This is a genomic window from Streptomyces sp. HUAS 31 (assembly GCF_028198125.1).
GTDB lineage: Bacteria > Actinomycetota > Actinomycetes > Streptomycetales > Streptomycetaceae > Streptomyces > Streptomyces chartreusis.
This window is the reverse complement of record NZ_CP116353.1, coordinates 559,663-579,457: the sequence shown is the minus strand read 5'-3', so window position 1 is coordinate 579,457 and position 19,795 is coordinate 559,663. Positions and strand designations below refer to the sequence as shown.

At 73.8% G+C, this 19,795-nt stretch carries 6 protein-coding genes; 2 read left to right on the top strand and 4 right to left on the bottom strand.

Features of this window, described 5'->3' with window-relative positions; genetic code table 11:
• Positions 1–8 precede the first annotated feature (8 nt).
• Both PGH47_RS02305 and PGH47_RS02300 read right to left on the bottom strand, forming a co-directional pair.
• On the bottom strand, positions 9–887 hold the full coding sequence (locus PGH47_RS02305) for an alpha/beta fold hydrolase (RefSeq protein WP_271661969.1): 879 nt from the start codon (positions 885–887) through the stop codon (positions 9–11).
• A gap of 105 nt (positions 888–992) precedes the next feature.
• Entirely contained in the window at positions 993–1,286 is a 294-nt protein-coding gene (locus PGH47_RS02300) for a hypothetical protein (protein ID WP_271661968.1), read from the bottom strand.
• A gap of 183 nt (positions 1,287–1,469) precedes the next feature.
• On the opposite strand from PGH47_RS02300, the gene PGH47_RS02295 reads away from it, so the two are divergent.
• The gene (locus PGH47_RS02295) at positions 1,470–3,956 is read left to right on the top strand and encodes a BTAD domain-containing putative transcriptional regulator (protein WP_271661967.1); all 2,487 of its coding nucleotides are present in this window, start codon (positions 1,470–1,472) and stop codon (positions 3,954–3,956) included.
• Positions 3,957–4,090: 134 nt separating this feature from the next.
• On the opposite strand, the gene PGH47_RS02290 is transcribed toward PGH47_RS02295, so the two are convergent.
• Positions 4,091–6,349, bottom strand: a complete 2,259-nt coding sequence (locus tag PGH47_RS02290; protein WP_271661966.1) for a polyprenyl synthetase family protein — start codon at positions 6,347–6,349, stop codon at positions 4,091–4,093.
• A gap of 271 nt (positions 6,350–6,620) precedes the next feature.
• Between PGH47_RS02290 and PGH47_RS02285 the strand changes: the two genes are divergently transcribed.
• The gene (locus PGH47_RS02285) at positions 6,621–18,752 is read left to right on the top strand and encodes a non-ribosomal peptide synthetase/type I polyketide synthase (RefSeq protein WP_271661965.1); all 12,132 of its coding nucleotides are present in this window, start codon (positions 6,621–6,623) and stop codon (positions 18,750–18,752) included.
• On the opposite strand, the gene PGH47_RS02280 is transcribed toward PGH47_RS02285, so the two are convergent.
• Positions 18,694–19,737 carry an LLM class flavin-dependent oxidoreductase gene (locus PGH47_RS02280; RefSeq protein WP_271661964.1) on the bottom strand — a complete coding sequence of 348 codons (1,044 nt, stop codon included), beginning with the start codon at positions 19,735–19,737 and terminating at the stop codon, positions 18,694–18,696. The genes PGH47_RS02285 and PGH47_RS02280 overlap by 59 nt on opposite strands.
• Positions 19,738–19,795 lie beyond the last annotated feature (58 nt).

Here is a 19,795-nt window from a genome sequence, read left to right as displayed (position 1 = left end):
CCTCGGGCTCAGCGGGCGAGCAGGTCCCGCAGCGCCTTCGCGATGTCGTCCGGCGCCTCCTCGGCCATGAAGTGACCGCAGGTGACGGTGGCGTGCCGCAGATCCGGCGCCCAGGAGCGCCACAGCCCGGCGGCGTCGAAGCCGAGCGCCGCGCCCCAGTCCTGCTGGAGCACGCCGACCGGCATCCGCAGCGTGCTTCCCGCGTCCCGGTCGACCCGGTCGTGCTCGATGTCGATGCCGGCCGACGCCCGGTAGTCCGCGACGATCGACGGCACCGCCGCACGGCAGGCGGCGAGATAGGCGGCGCGGACGTCGTCCGGGACGGCGGCCCGGTCGGTCGTCCAGATGTCCAGGAAGTGGCCGAAGAAGTCGTCCGGGGCGGCACCGATCATGCGCTCGGGCAGGCCGGGCGGCTGGGCCATCAGATAGAGGTGGAAACCCACGGCGGCGGTGACGCCGTGCATGACCTCCCACATGTCCAGAGTCGGCAGGACGTCGAGACACGCCAGGTGGGTGACAGCGTCGGGATGGTCGAGCCCGGCGCGGAATGCCACCAGGGCGCCGCGGTCGTGCCCGGCCAGGGCGAAGCGCTCGTGCCCCAGTTCACGCGCCAGGGCCACGATGTCCGCGGCCATGGTCCGCTTGGCGTAGACGGAGCCGTCGGTCTCCGCCGGCTTGTCGCTGGCGCCGTAGCCGCGCAGGTCCGGGCAGATCACCGTGTGGTCGATGGCGAGGTCGGCGGCCACGTGCCGCCACATCAGGTGGGTCTGCGGAAAGCCGTGCAGCAGGACGACGGGCGGGCCGGAGCCGCCCACGGCCGTGTGCAGGGACACTCCGGCGGCGACGGGGACGCGGTGATGTTCGAAACCGGGGATGACAGGAGGCACGGCGGCTCCGCTCCTTCCGAGAGGCGGGATCTTGTTCCTCGATCCTCCTCGGCGCCGATGAGCAACGAATGAGCAGCGGCGCTCCGTGCCTGCGCCCCGGCGCTGTCAGTCCCGCTCGGGCTCGGCCGGAGCGCCGGCGCGGCGACGGGTCAGCACCGCACCCACCACGATCACCACACCGATGGCGACCACCTTGGCGGCCTGGTGGACGCCGGTCGCCAGGTTCTCCGGGGTGAGCGGCAGCCATCCGAGCCCCAGCGCCGGAGCGCCGACGGCCCACGCCGCCGCGAGCACCCCGACGACGATCAGTGTCACGGCCCCTCGTGTTCCGAGCCCGGCCCACCAGGGCTCCGAGACGTGGTCCCGCTCGTCGATCCGCTCAACGTCCTTGTCGGCCATGGTCCGTACTCCCGTGAGTGTCGTGGTCACCGTGGAAGACGTGGGTCGAGGACCGGGAGTTCACCGCGCGGCCGACGTGATCGTCACGGCCCGCGGCGACTTATCTTGGAACCTCCACGGATCACCCGTTCCGTCGGTGACCCGTGAGCGTGCCGGCGACGAAGGAGGAGGGTGGTGGCGGACATGAGCCCGGGAGACACGCACCCCGGCCTCGGCGTGCTCGGGCCGGTGACCGCCTGGGACGCGGACGGGAACACGATCGCCCTGAAGGGGCCCAGGCACCGCTCGGTGCTGGCCCGGCTGATCGTCGCCCGGGGCCGCGTCGTGCCCGTAGCCCATCTGGTCGACGACCTCTGGGACGACCCGCCCGCCGATCCCGTGGGCGCCCTGCGCACCTTCGTCGCCGCCCTGCGCCGCGCCCTCGAACCCGACCGCTCGCCCCGCACCCCGGCCCGGCTGCTCGTCACCGAGGGCCCGGGCTACGCCCTGCGCGTCCCCACGGAAGCGGTCGACGCCTGGTGGTTCGAGCGGGCCGTCGCCGACGCCGCCAAGCTGCCGCCCGAGGAGGCGACCGTACGACTGGACGAGGCGCTCGGCCGGTGGCGCGGCCCCGCCTACGCGGAGTTCGCGGAGCAGCCGTGGGCCCGGGCCGACAGCCGCCGCCTGACCGAGCTTCGGCTGCACGCCGTGGAACTGCGGGCCGAGGCGCTGACGTCCCTCGGGGAGGCCGACCGGGCCGCCGCGGACCTCCGAGCGCACGGCGCCGAGCACCCCTGGCGCGAGAACGCCTGGCGCCTGCTCGCCCTGGCCCTGTACCGCACGGGCCGCCAGGCCGACGCGCTGGAGGTACTGCGCGGGGCACGGACGCTGCTCGCCGATCAACTGGGGATCGATCCGGGGCCGGGGCTGCGGGCGCTGGAGGAGGACATTCTTCAGCAGGCCGAGCACCTTGGGAGCGGTGACCGGCCGGCTTGGGCCGGTCGGCCGGGTGAGGCCGGCGGTCGGGCCCGGGGCGGCCAGTCGGGGCAAGCCGACGGTCGTGCCTGGGGCGGCCGGCCGGGGCAAGGCGGAGGTCGTGCCTGGGGCGGCCGGCCGGGGCAAGCCGACGGTCGTGCTCGGGGCGATCACCTTGCCGGCGACGGCGCCTCAGGTCAGGCCGACCGTCTCGGCCAGGCTGACCATGGTGCTCGGACCGCTGCCTCTGGCCAGGCCGACCACGGTGCTCCGACTGCTGCCTCTGGCCAGGCTGACCATGGTGCTCGGACTGCTGCCTCTGGCCAGGCCGACCATGGTGCTCCGACTGCTGCCTCTGGCCAGGCACACCATGGTGCTCGGACCGCTGCCTCTGGCCAGGTCGACCACAGTGCCGGGACCGCCGACCCCGCCCAGCCCGACCGCCGGCCGCCCACCGACCGAACCGCCCGCCCCGGCGAAGCCCCCGCACCGGCCAACCCCGCCGGGCGTGTCTGGGAGCAGGTCGCGGCCGCCTACGACCGCACCGTCGCCCCCGACGCCCGTGCCCGTCTGGAGTCGACCACCGGCCTGCTGCGCAACCTCGCGGTGACCGGCGGCAGTGGGCTGCTGGCCGCCCGCGAGCACCGGGTCGCGGCCGTCGCCGCCGCCGAAGAACTGGGCGACCCCGAACTGACCGCCAGGGTCATCGGCGCCTACGACGTCCCGGCGATCTGGACCCGCCTGGACGACCCGGAGCAGGCGGCACAGGTCGTCGCCGCCGCCGAGCGCACGCTCACCGCCCTGACCGCCCTGTCCTCGACCGCGCACGGACACGCCGCCACCCCTGCCGCCCACGAGGCGGACAAGGCCCGGTTGCTCGCCACGATCGCCCTGGAGTCGCGCGGCACCCGGCTCGCGCGTGGCCCGCAGGCCGCCCGCCAGGCGGAGGAGATCGCACGCCGCCTGGACGATCCCGCCCTGCTGGCGTTCGCCCTCAACGCGGGCTTCATGCAGGCCTTCGACCGCACCGGGCTCGCGCCCCGCCGTGACGGAATCGGCGCCGAACTGGTCGCGCTCTCCGCCCGCCACGGACTGTCCACGTTCGAGACCCTCGGCCACCTCGTCCGTCTCCAGGCCCGCAGCGCCCTCGGGGACTTCACCACGGCCGACCACCACGCGGTCGCCGCCGACGCCCTCGCCGTACGGCACGAACGTCCTCTCGTGGGCGTGTTCACCCGCTGGTACGCCGCACTGAGACTCGACACCACCGGCCGGGCACCGGCGACCGAGGTGGAGGCGGCCTACCGGGACGCGGCCGCCCTGCTGGGCGGAGCCGGCATGCCGGGCCTGGCCCACGGCCTGCTCCCGCTCGCCCTGCTCTGCCTGCGCCTGCGTCGCACCCTGCCCCTGGACTTCGACGACCACACGGACTGGGGCCCCTACGCTCCCTGGGCGCGACCCCTGCTTCTGCTCGACCGGGGCCGTCGCAGCGAGGCGGCCGAGGCGCTGCACGCTACGCCCGAGCCACCGCGCGACCTCCTCCAGGAGGCCCTGTGGTGCCTCACCGGGCAGGCGGCGGTGGCCCTCGGCGACCGGCGGACCATGGCCCGCGCGCATGCCGCCCTCACCCCGGCGGCGAACGAACTGGCGGGTGCGGGCAGCGGGTTGCTCACCCTGGGGCCGGTCGCGGGATACCTGGAGTTGTGCTCCGGCTAGGCCCGGAGCCGTGTTCCGGCTAGACCTGGAGCTGTGTTCCGGCTAGGCCGGGAGCCGTGTTCCGGCTAGACCTGGAGCTGTGTTCCGGCCAGGCCCGGAGCCGTGTTCCGGCCAGACCTGGAGCTGTGTTCCGGCTAGGCCGGGACGTGGGCGTGGACGTGGTCGTTCTCGGGCCCGCGCTGCGCCGCGTACCAGCCGAGGGCGCGCGCCATCGCCTTGTGGAGCGTGTGGGGAAGCAGCGGATCGAGCACCTCCCAGGTGCGGTCGACCATGTCCCGCGCCTCCCCGAGACACACCGTGAGGGCACCGCAGGACATCAACAGCTCGGCGGCGTCCGCGACATCGGCCTCCGAACGGATCCGGAGGGCCCGTTGCAGCCGACGGCGGTCGTGCCCGTTGAGCAGCCCGATGGCGTGCGCCACCGGGTAGGTGACGGTCCCGTTGATCAGGTCCAGGGCCGGCGTACGCACGACGACGCCCTGCCGGTACGCGGCCGGCGTCGCCATGCCGTACAGGTCGGCGACGTCGTCGCTGATCTGGTAGGCGAGCCCGACGTTCTCGAAGTAGTCGCAGATCGCGGCGAGTTGGGCCTCGTCGGCGCCGCCGAGAATGGCGGCGACCTCGGCGGTGCTGCGCACGAGCATGCCGGTCTTGAGGCGGTGGGTGGTGCGGATCTGCTCCAGCAGTGCCGTGGGGTCGCCGGACTCGATGGCCTCGTCGAAGGTGGCGTGATGCCCGGCGAGGTCGAGGGCCTGCCCGGCGTGCGCGGCCCGCATGGCCCGTAGATACAGCTGGTAGACGCGCAGCATGGTGGCCGCGTCGGCCTGGGGCACGCGCTGGAGCAGCGGGTCGAAGGTGTAGTAGCCGAGCGTGCCGGCGGTGATCGCGGCGGCGGTGCCGAACACCTCGTGGACGCAGGGCAGTCCGCGTCGCGTGGTCGAGCCGTCCTGGACGTCGTCGATGACCAGGGCCGAGGTGTGGAGGATCTCGGTGGCGGCGGTGAGCGCCCGGTAGGGCTCGGGGTCGGTGTCCAGCAGACACAGCACGCTGCCCGCGACATACGCACGCCAGGAGCGCCCGGGCATGTTCAGCAGATGCAGCACCGGCGCGGCCAGGGCCTGGTGGAGCCGGGCGTGGGCGGTGGAGTCGAGCCGCGTTCCGTCGTGCGTGCCCGCGAGGAGGTCGACGCCGGCGATGTCCGCCGCGGTCTCCGGATAGACCGCGGCGGCCTCGGCACGGGCGATGCCGTGCCCCCGGCGCATATAGCCCTCGATGTCGTCGATGGTGTTGTTCGGGATGGTCCGCAGCACGGCCTTTCCTTCGGCGGGCAGGCCGTTCATGGTGCCGCACGCGGTCGCCGGGCTCTCCCGGAACGCGCGGCCGACGATGAACGTACGGACCTCGTGCCGGTCCTGCGGAGCGGTGACGTCCAGTCGCAGGTCCAGGTCCGGGACGCTCAGCCGTGCCGCGGTCGGATACGTGTTGAGCGTGGCCAGCGAGGTCCAGTGACGCAGCGGTTCCCAGGACATCTCGTGATGGCTGACGGTGCCGTCGGGGGCGACGGCGGTCGCGCGGGCGGGCACCGCCGAGGCGGCGTCCGGGGACTCGGGGAGGTGCGCGGTCGCGCTGATCTCCCAGCCGTTGTCGAGGTGCAGGCCCGCCCACGTCCAGGTGTGCCCGGCCAGGACCGGTGTCTGCGGGCCGGATTCGTCGCCCGTCTGCCGACCGTGCTGGAACCAGGCCTGGCCCACGACCCGCTGCGTCGCGCCCTCGCCCGAACGCAGGGTGCCCTGCACATCCAGCCGCGGCAGGAACTGCGACGCGAAACCGCCCCCGTCGCCCTCGGCCGCGGCCGGTTTCACCGGCGTCAGCAGCAGCTCGAACCGAGCCCCCTCCCGGAAGGCCAGCCGGAAGCTCCCGTCGTCCTCGCGACGCAGACTCGCCACATCACCCACGCGGAGGTCCAGCCCGTCGGGCGCCTCGGTCACCGGCTCCCGCAGCAGCCGGTCCGGCAGCAGCGGGCCGTGTTCCAGAGCCTCGGACAACGTCCTGCGGACCCGCGGGTCCAGCAGCTCGTCGGAGTCGATGGTGCGGCGGAGCGCCCGCAACGCGGCCGGTGTGATCCAGGTGCCGTAGGACATGCCGCCCGGGCCGTGGTGCAGGACGTACAGGCGGTGGCCGGGACCGGCGTCCGGGTCGCCCGCGTCGCGGTGCCGCAGCAGCCCGACCGCCCAGGTGTGTTCCGCGCCGTCCTCGTCACGCAGATGTCCGGTCAGATACCAGCTCTCGGCGCCGGCCGACGGGTGCGCACCGCCGAAGGGCAGCACGCCGGGGGGTGAGTGCGGTGTCGGGGCAGAGGGCTGCTTCTCGGCGGAAGACGCGGGGGAGATCACCCCCGCACCCTAGAAGCCCGATACCTGCCACTCGGTGACCATTAGCCGGATTCTCGCCTCATCGGATGAACCGGGACACCGATCAGGAGCAACGCCGTGCCCGAGAAGCGGCGCCTGCGCCGCACGGCACCCGCCCGCCCGCCTCGCCGGTGAACCGACGGGCGAAACTCGTCGTCGTACAGATGAATGATCGACACGCTCCCGCCGGGTGCTCGACGCCGGCAGGAGCGCGCCCGCGGGCCCGCGCCCCGTGCGACGAGGAAGGAAGCGCATGCCGACTCCCGGGCCCCGTACCGCCGTCACACTTCTCGACATCCTGCTGCACGCCGCCGAGGACACGCCGGGCCAGGTCGTGGTGCACGTCCGCGGAGACGGCGGCGAGCACACCGTGACCTTCGCCGAGCTGCGCGACGACGCACTGCGCGTGGCGGGCGGCCTGCACGCGGCGGGACTGGAACCCGGCACGCCCGTCCCTCTCCTCGCCGGTCTCGGCGAGGATTTCCAGCCGATGTTCTGGGGAGCGCTCGCGGCGGGTCTCGTGCCCGTGCCGCTGGCTCCGGAAGCGCGGCGCGCCGGCCCCGTGTGGGAGTTCCTCGGCAGGCCCGCGGTCCTGGTGGACGACACCACCGAGGACTTGCTCGCCGAGTTCCCCGGACCGGTGCGGGCGCTGCGGCTGGGCGAGTTGCGCGAGGGCCGCCCGCCGCGCGAGCTGCCCGCACGGGCGCCGCACGACCTGGCGTTCCTCCAGTTCTCCTCCGGCAGCACCGGTGCCCCCAAGGGCGTCGAGCTCACCCACGAGGCGGTCCTCGCCAACCTCGGCCAGATCCGCACCGCCATGGCGATCACGTCCGACGACGTGGTGGCCACCTGGATGCCGTACTTCCACGACATGGGCCTCATCGGCACCCACCTCGTCCCCCTGGCGGCGGGTCTGAAGCAGATACGGCTCGAACCGCTGACCTTCGCCAAGCGCCCGGCCCTGTGGCTGGAGACGGTGGCGCGGCACCGGGCGACCCTGCTGTCCGCGGCGAACTTCGCGCTGGCCCTCGCGGTGCGGCGCATGCCGGACGACGCCTGGGCCGGGCTGGACCTGAGTTCCGTACGTCTGATGCTGGTCGGTGCCGAGCCGATCGCACCGCGTGTATGGCGGGAGTTCACCGCCAGGGCCGGCGCGGCGGGACTGGCCGCCACGGCCATGCTGCCCGTTTACGGCCTGGCCGAGGCCACGCTCGCCGTGACCGTGCCCCCGCTGGGGGAGGTCGCCGCGCCCCTGCTGCTGGACCGCAAGGCGCTCAGCCGAGGGCGTGCCGTCCGTGTACGGCCCGGCCCGGACGCCGTCGAGTTCATGGACGTCGGCCGTCCCGTGCCGGACTGCCAGGTCCGGGTCACGGACGGCGCGGGCGGCCCGCTCGGCGAGGGGCGGGTCGGTCACGTCGAGGTCCGCGGCCCGCAGACGGCACGCGGCTACCACCGCGCTCCCGAGGCGAGCGCGGCCGCGTTCTCCGGGGGCTGGCTGCGCACCGGAGACCTAGGGTTCCTGCACGACGACCGGCTCTGCGTCACCGGCCGCCACAAGGACGTCGTCTTCGCCGGCGGCCGCACCTTCCACGCGCCCGACCTCGAGGAGACCGCCGCCACCACCCCGGGACTGCCGGCGGGGACGGTCGCGGCGATCGGATCCCCCGACCCCGAAACCGGCGGCGACCGGGTCGTCGTGTTCGTGCAGTGGGCACGGCCCGCCCTGGCCGAGGTACTTCCGGTACTGGACGCGGCGGCCACGCGCGTCCGCGAGACGCTGGGCCACGACGACGTACGGGTGCTGCCCCTGCCGCCGGGCGCGTTCCCCCGCACGACGAGCGGCAAGCTGCGCCGAGCGCTGATGCGTGACCGGTTCGAGGCGGGTGCCTATACGGCGGTCGAGGAGCGGTTGGCGGCGGGGCGGGCCGAGGGAGTCGGGGCGGACGGGCAGCGCGGCCGGGGCGGGGAAGCCGGAGTGGACGGGCAGCACGGCCGGGGCGGGGAAGCCGGGCAGCGCGGAGAGTGGCGTGCGCAGTCGTCCGAGCCACGCTCGCGGCGGGACGTCGAGGAGACCATCCGCGGAATCTGGGCACGGGCACTCGGCCTCCCCTCCGCGGACATCGACCGGAACGCCCGCTTCTTCGCCCTCGGAGGCTCCTCGCTCAAGGCGATGGAGGTGCTCGCCGGGATCGAGGACTCCTTCCCGGTGACCGTGGAGCCCCGTGCGCTGCGTGACCACGACACGGTGGCAGGGCTGGCCGACCATGTGCTCTCCCGGCTCGCCGACCTTGACGGAGCATCGGGTCATGCCGCTCCTACGGCGAGGCGCGCCGCGATGCCGTCGAGCGAAGGCGGTGCCGGGCGCGTGCCGCTGGCCGTACTCGGCATGGCCTGTCGCTTCCCCGGAGCGGAAACACCGGAAGCCTTCTGGGAGTTGCTGATCTCCGGCGGCGACACGACGACGGCCGTGCCGGACGACCGTTGGACCGACGAACAGACCGAGAGGCACAGCTTCCACGGCTCCTTCCTCCCCGAACCCGCGGACTTCGACGCCGCCTTCTTCGGGATGGACGACGAGGAGGCCCGCGCCACCGACCCGCAGGCGCGGGTATTCCTGGAGCTGGCCCACGAGGCGCTGGAGCGCGCCGGGTACGCGGGAGCGCGCCGGAACGGCCGTAGGGTCGCCGTCTTCGCCGCCGTGGGCGACAGCGGATACCGCGAGATCCTCGCCGCCACCGCCGACGGCGACCTGACCGCCCATCCCGGCGCCCTCACCGGCAACCTGCCCAACCTGATCGCGGCCCGCCTGTCCCAGGCACTCGACCTCGACGGTCCCGCCCTCGCGGTGGACACCGCCTGTTCCTCCGCGCTCGTGGCACTGCACCTGGCGCGGCGCAGCCTCCAGAACGGTGAGTGCGATGTCGCCGTGGTCGGCGGCGTCCACCTCGCCCTCACCTCGACCGGCCACCGACTGCTCGACCGCGCGGGCGCACTGTCCCCGACGGGCGGCAGCCGTCCCTTCGGCGCCACCGCCGACGGCATCGTGCCCGGCGAGGGCGGCGCGGCCCTCGTCCTCACCCGCCTCGACGACGCCCAGCGAGACGGCGATCCGGTCCTCGCCCTGGTCCGCGGCACGGCCGTCAACAACGACGGCCGCTCCCTCAGCCTGCTCGCCCCCAACCCCCGCACCCAGCGAGAGGTCATCACCCAGGCGTACGCCGAGTGCGGCGTCGACCCCGACGCGGTGACTTACGTCGAGGCGCACGGGACCGGAACCCCGATCGGCGACCCCGTCGAGGCGCAGTCGCTCGGCCACGCGTTCCCGCCCCGCGCGGACGGGCTGCCGCGCCTGCTCGGCTCGGTCAAGGCCAACATCGGGCACCTGCTCAACGCCGCCGGTATGCCGGCCCTCGTCAAGACGGTCCTGTCGCTCCAGCACCGCCAGGTCCCGCCCACCCCGCACACCACCCCCACCGCGTCCTACCTGGAGCGCGTCGCCCCCGGCTTCCAACTCGCCACCGAGCAGCGGGAATGGCAGGCCGCCGGCCCCCTGATCGCAGGCGTCAACGCCTTCGGCTTCGGCGGCACCAACGCCCACGCCGTCCTGGAGGAGGCCCCGGCTCGGCCTGCCACCTCCGGGACCGACTCCGAGGGCCCGCACCTGCTCACGCTGTCGGCCCGCAGCGCCGACGCCCTGCGGGCAGCCGCCGCCGACCTGGCGGCTCATCTACGCAGGCATCCGGGTCTGAGTGCGAGGGACATCTGCGCCACCGTGAACAGCGCGCGCGACGACGGCCGTCACCGCCTCGCCGTGGTCGCCGACGGCGACCTCGCCGACCGCCTCCATGATGCCCTCGCCGACCGGCTCCCCGCTGCCCACGCCGACCGCTACCGCGCCGGTCGCGCCCCGGACTTCACGGTCGCCAGGTCCCGTCCACGGACGGTGTTCCTGCTGCCCGGCCAGGGTGCCCAGCGCCCCGGCCAAGGCCGCGCCCTGTACCGGTCGGCGCCGATGTTCCGGGAGACCATCGACGAGGCGTCGTCGCTGACGGGTCCCGTGCTCGGGCGCTCGCTCGCCGACTGGTGCCTCGATCCCCGCATGGATCCGGAGGAGTTGGCCAGGACCGAGGTCGCTCAGCCGCTGCTCGTGGCGTTCGGGGTGGGTCTGGCACGGCAGTTGGCGCACTGGGGTGTGATCGCGGACGCGGTCGCCGGGCACAGTGTGGGCGAGATCGCGGCGGCCTGTGTCGCCGGGTCGCTGAGCCTCGCCGAGGCGGTCGGGTTCGCGGCGGAACGCGGGCGGTTGGTGGGCGAACTGGCCCGCCCCGGAGCCATGGCCGCGGTACGGGGCGACGAGGACACCGTCGCCGAGTTCCTCGGCTCCGTGAGCGTCGCCGCCGTCAACGGGCCCGGGCAGGTGGTGATATCGGGCACCGAGGACGCCGTCGAGCAAGCCCTCGCGGAGCTGACCCGACGCGGCGTGGCCACGCGCGGACTGCGTGTCTCCCATGCCTTCCACTCACCGCTGCTCGAACCGGTCCTCGACCCGCTGCGGGACGCCGCGAAGGCACTGACGGTCCGGCCGGGAGCCGTACCGCTGCTCAGCACGGTCTCCGGGGAGTGGCGGCCCGGCCTCACCCCCGCGTACTGGCTGGAGCATGCCGTCCGGCCCGTGCGGTTCGGGGCGGCCGTGGAACGGCTTCTCGACGAGGGCTACGACGCCTTCCTCGAACTGGGGCCGGGGAACACCCTGGGCGGGGCGGTCCGTGCGGTCGTCGGGGCGCGGGCCGCCGAGGACGTGGCGGTGCTGTCGACGGGAGTTGCCTCGACGGCAGGGCGTGAGGCGGCAGGGAGTGGGACACGGGCGCTGCTGGAAGCGGCAGGGCGGCTGTGGGCGCGGGGCGGGGACTTGGACCGGACGGCCCTGGCTGCCACGGCAACGAGGGTGCCGGTGCCGACGTACCCCTTCCAGCGAACCCGTCACTGGCCGCGCAGGCCGGGTGTGGAGCCCTTGGTGCGCCGTTTCGACTGGCGGGACGCTCCGCTCACGACTGCCGAAGGGCCGCGGGTCGTACGGCTGTCGGGGGCTGACCGTGCGCTCGGGCGGGCGTTGGCCGAGCGGCTGAGCGAGCGTGGCGTGACCGTATTGCGGGACGACTCCGGGCACCCGGCTACGCCCCCGGACACCTTGGTGTGGCTGAGTGGAGAGGGGAGCGCCGGCAGCGCGCCGCCACTGGACGCGCTGGATGCCGCGAGCAAGGCCGCAGTCACCTCACTGCGCGATGTCCTCGACCTGCTCTCGGGCGGCTGCTCCCGACTGCTGGTGGTCACGGAGGAGGCGTACGCCGCCGGTACGGCGAACCCGGCGCAGGCCCTGCTGCACGGGTTCACGCTGGCACTCCCGGCGGAACACCCTGGGCTCGCCGCCCGCGGCGTCGACCTGACCTCCGGCGACGCGCTCCCCGCCCGGGTCGACGCACTGGAACGGGAGTTGTACTCGGCCCATGAGCCTGGCGCGGAGGCCACCATCGTTTGGCGCTCCGGGCGCAGGCTCATCCGTACGTCGGCCACTGTGGCCGACGCTCCCGCCGCACCCGGCGGACTTCCTCCGGACGGCGCCTACTTGATCACCGGGGGAGCAGGCGGCCTCGGCTCCGCACTCGCACGGGACCTCGCAGGGCGGGGCGCGTGTGAGCTGATCCTGACCGGACGCTCCGAGACCGTTCCCGACGACCTGCTCGCCGATCTCCGTGCCCAGGGCGCGCGTGCCGCCCGGTACCACGCTGCGGACGTGTCCGACGAAGCCGCCGTCGACACCCTGTTCGCGGACCTGCCCCCACTGGACGGCGTCTTCCACGCCGCCGGTACGGTCCGGCCCGGCACCCTCCGCACCAAGTCCGACGCCGAGATCGAGCAGGTGCTCGCCGCGAAGGTGCGTGGCACGGTCCTGCTCGCCGAGGCGCTGCGCCGGCACGGCCAGGAACCGGCCGTGTGCGTCGCCTTCTCCTCCGTCTCCTCGGTCCAGCCCGGACTCGCGGGGGCCCTCGGCGACTACGCGGCCGCCAACGCCTTCCTCGACGCCTTCGCCGCCGCCGAGCGCGCGGCGGGCCGGCCCTGGCAGTCGATCGGGTTCGGGCCCGTCTCCGACGCGGGACTGGCGGCCGGGTCACCGGTCGAGTCGCGCTTGCGTACCCGGGGCCTGAGCCCCATGACCACGCAGGCCGCGATCACGGCACTCCGGACGGCGGTGGCCACGGACGCGGCGCACCTGTCGGTCACCGTGCCGGAGAGGGCTGCGCAGGCTCAACTCCAGTCGATCGCAACCCCCGTAAGCCGAACCGTCCCCGCACCCCACCGTCCGTCCCCCACCCCCCTGCGGGACGAAACCGCCCGGACCCCCACCCCCCTGCGTGGCGAAACCGCCCCGACCGCCACCGCCACCCGCACAACGGCCCTGATACGCAACCTCCTGGCCGATGCCCTGCGTCGCGCGCCCGAGGAGATCGGTGACGACGAGCAGTTCCTCAGCCTCGGCCTGGACTCACTCACCGCCGTCGACCTCGCGCGCCGACTGGAGACGGAACTCGGGCTGCCCCTGCCCGCCACGCTGCTGTTCGAGCACCGGACGGTCGGCGAACTGTCCGCCCACCTCGCCACGCAGACCCCCGACCCGCTCGCGAAGGCCCGGGCGCATCGCCCCCAGCAGGACAACACCCCACGCCCCCTCACCCCCCTCCAACTCGCCTTCCTCACCACCGAGGCCCTCTACGAAGGCGTCACCGCCTACGGCTACATACGCCAGACCATCCGCGGGCCCCTCGACCCCGCCCTCCTCGGCAGAGCCCTGTCCCACCTCGCCGCCCGCCACCCGATGCTGCGCCTGCGCATCACCTCTCACGGCACACCACCGCGCCAGTACACCGCCCCGGCCGAACCGACCGACCGGGCGCCCCGCTGGTACGAGGTGCGGGACCGGACCACCGACAACTCCTCGCCCTTGCCCGACCTCGAACAACGCCTGTACAACCGGCCCTTCGACCTGACCACCGAAGACCCGGCCCGCGCGCTCCTCATCCGCGACAGCCACGAGGCGCACCTCCTGCTCGTCATCCACCACAGCGCGGCGGACGGCTACAGCCTGAAGGTCCTGTGCGAGGAACTCTGGTCGCTCTACACGGCCCTCGCCCAACGCGCCTCGCCTCCCGAACTCCCGGCCCCAAGAACCGAGTTCGTGGACTACGCGGCCCACATCACCGCCGACCGCGAGTCGCCGGCCTTCGCCCGGGACCAGCAGTACTGGCGCGCCCGCATCGCCGAGCACACGACAGCGAACAGGACCCCGGCGCTGCCGTACGACGGCGACCCGGAAGCCGTCCCGGCGCCGCCGCTCACCCACCACCAGTCGACGGTCGACGCATCGCTCACCGCCACGCTGCGGGAGGTGGCGGCCCGGCACGAAATCACCCTTTTCCACCTGCTTCTCGCCGTGTACGGCCGCTGTCTGGCCCGTTGGAGCGGACAGCGTGCCGTCGCCGTGAACGTGGCGCGTGCCCGCCGTGAGGCACCGCTGCCCGGCATCGACCGCCTCGTCGGCCCGCTCGCCGACACCCTGCCGGTATTCGCCACCGTCGACCCCGACGAGTCCGTGACCTTGCTGGCCCGGCGGCTGCGGCACATCTGGCACGAGGCGGAGTCCCACGCGACGCTCACCAGCCCCGACATCGCCGCGCTGCTGCCGGCCACCGGCCCCGCACCCCGCACGGTCGCCCCGGCCGGATTCAGCTTCGCCCGCTTCCCCGTGAGCCACGGCCGCGACTGGCCCGTCACCGTGACCCCGACCGCCGCGGCCACCGCCTCCGCCGCGACCAGGCTGGGACTGCTCTGCTGGGAGTCGGACGAAGCCCTGCACTTCTCCTGGAACCACCCCGCGCGGCTCTTCCGCCCGGAGACCGTCGAACGCCTCGCGGCGGACTACGTACGCGAACTCCGAGTCGCTGCCGAGCAGTCAGCGCCCACACCGGAAAACGGCACCGGTGAAGGTGTCGTCGACCGTCTCTGCGCCCAGTTCCGGGCGACACCGGCGGCGATCGCGGTGAACACCGGCCACGACACCCTCACCTACGCCGAACTCGACACCGCCTCCGCAGCCCTCGCGACCCGACTGCGAGCCGGTGGCGTCCGCCCCGGCGATCTCGTCGGCCTGCTCACCGAACCCGGCGCCGACACCGTCGTGGGCGTGGTCGGCATCCTCCGGGCCGGCGCCGGCTGGGTTCCCCTGGACGCGGCCCATCCCGTGGCCCGGCTCCAGGACCAGGTCAACCGCACCGGCGTCACAGCTGTGGTCTGCCATGCCGCGACAGGCGAGACCGCCGCCCTGCTGAACGGCACGACCGCCGTCACCGCCGACGACCGCTCCCCGGTCACACCACCCACGACCGCACCGCCGCTGCCCGACCCGGACGCCATCGCCTACGTCATCTTCACCTCGGGTTCCACAGGCCGCCCCAAGGCGGTCCCCATCACCCACCGGTCGATGCTCAATTACCTCGACTGGGCCCTGACCACCTTCGGCTACGGCCCCGGCGACCGCCTCGTGCAGACGGCGTCCGTCTGCTTCGACGCCTCCGTACGCCAGTTGCTGGCCCCGCTGCTGGTCGGCGCCACCGTCCACACCGTCTCCCGGGACCTCCTCCGCGACCCCGAGGCACTCCTCGGCCGGCTCGTCGACGACCGCGTCACGGTGTGGAGTTCGGTGCCCACCCTCTGGGAGCGGCTGCTGACCGCCGCCGAGACCCGGGCCGCGCAGGTCGGCACACCGCCGGACCTGTCGGCACTGCGCTGGGTGCACGTCGGCGGCGAGGCACTGCCCGCCACGCATGTACGCCGCTGGTTCGACCTGGTCGACGCGCGCGGGGGCGCGGAGCACAGGATCTCCAACCTGTACGGGCCCACCGAGTCCACCATCAACGCCACCTGCCACATCATCGACACCCGCCCGTCCGACGACGTACGGCAGTTGCCCATCGGCCGCCCCGTGGCCGGCACCGAACTCGCCGTCGTCGACAAGGACGGCCGCCCCTGCGCCGCCGGTGAGACAGGTGAACTGCATATCGCCGGAACCGGACTGACTCCGGGCTACCTCGGTGACCCGCAGCTCACCGCGGCGGCCTTCGTCGAACGCGACGGTCGCCGCTGGTACCGCAGCGGCGACCGGGTCCGGCAGGCCCCGGACGGCGTACTGGAGTTCCTCGGCCGCCTCGACGACCAGGTCAAGGTCCGAGGCCACCGGGTGGAACTCGGCGAGGTCGAGGCCGCGCTGCTCACCCACCCGGACGTCGCCCGCGCCGCCGTACTCCTCGTCGACGGACGACTGATGGCGTACGTCGAGCCCCGCTCCGGCTCCGCCGAGCCGGACACCCGCGCGGTACGCGCCTTCCTGTCCGGCGTCCTGCCGCCGTACATGGTGCCCGGCCGCGTCCGCACGATCCCGGAGATGCCCCTGACCGGCACCGGAAAGATCGACCGCCGGCGACTGGCGGGCGATACGGAAGCCGTGAGCACGATGACGAACGCGGATGGCTCCACCGGGCTTGAAACCGACCGCACCGACGTACCCCCGCGACCCGAGCCGGAACCCCGGTCCTCCTCCACACCGCCCGCCACCGCGACCGAGCGCATCGTGGCGCGCGTCTGGGCGAACCTGCTGGACGTCTCCAGCGTCTCGCGCGAGGACGACTTCTTCGAACTCGGCGGCGACTCCATCCTGGTCCTGGAACTCTTCGCCCGCCTGCGCGAGGAACTCCCCGCGGTCCCGAGGCCGACGACCGTCTACACCCACCGCACACTCGCCGCCCTGGCCGCAGCCCTCGACACCACCACCCCGGAGTCGGCCTCCGTCCCCACCCCGGCAGGGCAGCCCTCGGACCCCTACCCCCTCACCCCTTCCCAACGGGGCTTCCTCCTCGCCGACTCCCTCACCTCCGAGTCCGACTCCGGCTGGCTCGCCAGGTTCCGGCTGAGCGGGCCGCTGCGCCATGACGTCCTCCAGCGGGCCGTCGACGTGCTGATGGCCCGTCATCCGATGCTGCGAACCGTCTTCCCCGCAGGCGTCCGCCCGCCCGTGCAGCAGGAGTTGCCGGACTCCCTGCGCCTGCCCGTCGAGACCGAGACGCTCGCCCACCCCGGCCTGCTGGAGCAGCGGATCGCGAAGGAGGCGGGGCGCCGACTGGAGCCCTGGGCCTGGCCGTTGTTCCGGCTGCGGCTGTTCACCCTGGCGCCGACCGAGCACGTGCTGATCGTCCACGCCCACCACCTCATCGGCGACGGGTTCAGCGCGGCTCTCCTGACCAAGGAGCTGCTCACCGCGTACGACCGTCTCCTGCGCGGTCTGCCGCACGGCCTGCCGCCGATCGAGAGCACTTTCCGCGACCACGTCACCCGGTCCGCCGTACGAGAACGCCCGCGGGGTCCCGAGGCCGACGCCTACCGGCAGCGGCTCCGCGCGCCGTACACGCCGCCCGCACTGCGTCGGCCGACCAACGGGGAGGCGCCCGCCCAACCCGCCTTCCACACCGCGGGCTTCACCCTGGACGCCGCCACCACGACCGCACTGCGCGAACTCGCCCGAGCAGCGCACCGCACCCTGTACGCGCCGCTGCTCACCGCGTACCACCGGGCTCTCGCGGAACTCACCGGGCAACGCGACCTCATGCTCGGGCTCGCCGTCACCGGACGCGAGGACTCCACGGCGGACGCGCACCGGGTCTTCGGACCGTTCGCGGAGGCGGTCGCACTGCGCCCGGCCGTGCCGGCGGGCGAGGGCACCCCCGCCTTCGACGACGACCTGCGGCGGCTGGCCGCCGAGGCGGACCTGGCTCGGGCCGAGGGGCCGAGCGATGTGCGAACCGCTGCCGGGCTGCCGTGCCACGCCCAGTTCTTCTTCACCTTCCTCGACTTCACCTCCCTGGGCAGCGAGGAGGGCGGCGGTCTGTCCCTGCATGCCGACGAGTCCGACACGTCCCTCGCCCCGCCGCCACTGGGCACCGATGTGTTCCTGGCCGTGCGGCCGGTGGCGGAGGGCGAGGGGCTGCGCGTAACCGTGCGGGCCTCGGCGGCCGCACTCACCTCCGGTGAGGTGACCGGGTTCGCCGAGGGGATGCGGAGGCAGTTGCGGGATGCCGTGCGCGGGCCCGGTGGCCGTCGGAGCCCTCGGCTCGACGCCGCGCTCGTCGGGTATCTGCCGGCCCCCCACCATCTCGCCGCCCTGGCCGGACTCCCGCACGACACTCCTGGCCTCGGCCGTGAGCAGATCAGGGAGCTCCTCTTCCCCGATGGTCGTGCTCGTCTGCTGGAGGAGACCGGGACCCCGCTGGGCAACTCCGGCTTCGTCGCGCTCCCGCTCTTCGCCGACGAATTGGCTCCGACGGGCGATCTGGCGGCCCGCACCGCCCGTGCCGTCGAGCACGCCGCCGCGCTGGGCGCCCGCTGCGTCTCACTCGCCGGCATGATCCCGTCCCTGACGGGTTACGGCTACGACGTCGTGCGGGAGACCACCACCGGCGCGGCGATCACCACCGGACACGCGTCCACCACCGTCGCCGTGGTGAAGACCGTCGGCGCCGCGCTCACGGCGGCCGGCCGCGGCCTCGGCGAGGTCTCGCTCGCCGTCGTCGGCTGCGGCTCGATCGGCGTCTCGTCGCTACGGCTGCTGCTTGCGACGGCACCCTGTCCGCCGGCCCGGCTGCTGCTGTGCGACCTGCCCGGCAGCACCGAGCGACTCCAGAGGTTGGCGGCGGAGCTGTCGTCCGAGCATCCGGGTATGCCGGTCGAGGTCGTCGAGTCGGGACAGGCACTGCCCGCCGCGGTCTACGGAGCCGACGTGATCGTCACCGCCGTCAGCGGTGCGACCCGTCTCCTGGACGTCGCCCGGCTGCGCCCCGGCACGACCGTGGTCGACGACTCCTTCCCGCACTGCTTCGACACCACGAGCGCCCTGGACCGGATGGACCGGGACCAGGACGTCCTGGTCGTCGGCGGGGGCCTGTTGTCCCTCGGCACCACACGGACCCGGCTCGCCGAGGACCTGCCGGCGGTCGCGAGCGCGGGCTTCGCACTGCGACCCGGGATCCCGGGCACCCTGGCCTCGTGCCGGCTGGAGTCACTGCTGCACGCCCACCTCGGCGCACCCGGCCGGTCCCCGGGCGACCTGCCCCTGATCCACGGCCTCGTGGACCTGCCCCGCGCTCTCGGGCACTGGGACGCGGCCGAGGCGGCCGGGATCCGGCCCGCCCCGCTGCACCTGCTCGACCGCGTCGTCGGTCTGCCACTCAGGCCGCCGGGGACCGCCGGCCCAGCGCAGGACCCAGCCGGGTCGCGAGGTCGGTGAGGATCTGCACGTAGTCCTCGTGCCCGAAGTCGAATGGCAGCGCGAACGCCACCTCGTCGACCTCGCGGAACGCGGCGTGGGCGTGGAGGCGTTCGGCGATGTCCGCCGAGGTGCCGACGAGGTCCGGCGCGAACAGCAGCCGTGCCGGGCCCTGCGGTGCCGCCGTGCGAGGGGTGCGCTTCGCGGCGTACTCCTCGTACTTGGCACGCTGGGCCGGTGTCGCGGAGTCCGTGGGGATGACGACGAGGCCCTGCGAGACGCGGGCGTCGTCGCCGTCCGGGTGGTGGGCGCGGAAGGCACGGATGTGGGAGAGCTGGATCTCCGCGAAGCCCGGTCCCGCGGCTGTCCCGTCATCAGGTCCTTCGGCCTTGACGACGCTGCTGGTCAGGAAGTTCATCCCGTGCTCGCCGGCCCACCGCGCGGAACGCAGGCTTCCGCCGCCGTACCACATACGGCCGCCCAGCCCGGGTGAGTGCGGCTGCACCCGATCCGAGAACACTTCGAACCCCTCGACCCCGCTGAAGTCCGTGGCCGGCTTCCCCCGCACGAAGTCCAGCAGCCGCCGCGCCCGCTCGTACCCGAAGTCCTCGGTGTCCGCCGTCTCCGCGTACAGGGCCTCCTTGACCCGGTCGTAGTGCATCGGCGGGCCGACGCTCACGCCCGGGTTGAGCCGGCCGCCGGACAGCAGGTCGACCGTCGCCAGGTCCTCCGCCAGCCGGAGCGGGTTCTCCCAGCCGAGCGGGATGACCGCGGTGCCGAGCTCGATCCGGCTGGTGCGCTGCGAGGCCGCCGCCAGGACGGCCACGGGCGAGGAGATGCCGTACTGGAGATGACGGTGACGGACCCAGGCGCTGTCGAAGCCGAGCCGCTCGCCCAGCTCGATGATCTCCAGCGTGGACTCGTGGCCCCGCCGCGGATCCGCCTCGTCGAACAGCCCGATGGTGAGGAAGCCCAGCTTGCGCAAGGGGCGTGAGGTCGGTGGCACGGGCCCTCCATCGTTCGTCGACAGCGTTGATCAAGCCGTACGGCAACTGCCAACGCGC